This window comes from Paracoccus sp. DMF, from assembly GCF_004407025.1.
Classification (GTDB): Bacteria; Pseudomonadota; Alphaproteobacteria; order Rhodobacterales; family Rhodobacteraceae; genus Paracoccus; species Paracoccus aminovorans_B.
On record NZ_SOKV02000209.1, the window covers coordinates 1 to 521 of the forward strand.

Here is a 521-nt window from a genome sequence, read left to right on the forward strand (position 1 = left end):
CTTCACCGTGCACGCCGTCTACCTGCCGCGCCCGCGGATCGAGATCTCCGGGCCGCAAGGGGTGCAGGCGACATTCGACTGGCAGGCGGCGCGCGACAGCGTGGTCGGCCGGATGTGCACCGCCATCCTCGTGAACGACGTGGAGAGTTACTGATGCTCACGCTCGACCTGACCAACGCGCCGCGCTGGCACGATCTCGCGCCCGGCGTCCGGGTGCAGCTGCGCCCGCTGACCACGGCGCTGATGGTGGCGACGCGCAGCGATCCCGCCGTCGAGGCGGTGTCCGAAGACGCATCGGACGAGGAACGCGCCGTCGCCTTCGCCAAGGCTCTCGCGCGGCGGGCGGTGCTCGCTTGGGAGGGTATCGGCGATGCTGACGGCAACGCGATCGATCCCGGTCCGGAGGCCATCGACGCGCTGCTCGACGTCTGGCCGATCTTCGAGGCCTTCCAGCTGACCTACGTCTCGAAAGGCCTATTGCTGGAGCAGGAAAAAAACGCCTCCGCGCTCTCGCCGAATGG

1 protein-coding gene is annotated in these 521 nt (G+C 68.7%); it reads left to right on the forward strand.

All coding sequences use genetic code 11. The features are described 5' to 3' along the window. Positions 1-153 precede the first annotated feature (153 nt). Positions 154-521 (forward strand): hypothetical protein (locus tag E3D03_RS21265; RefSeq protein ID WP_263568586.1); only part of this gene is annotated, 368 nt, incomplete at its 3' end.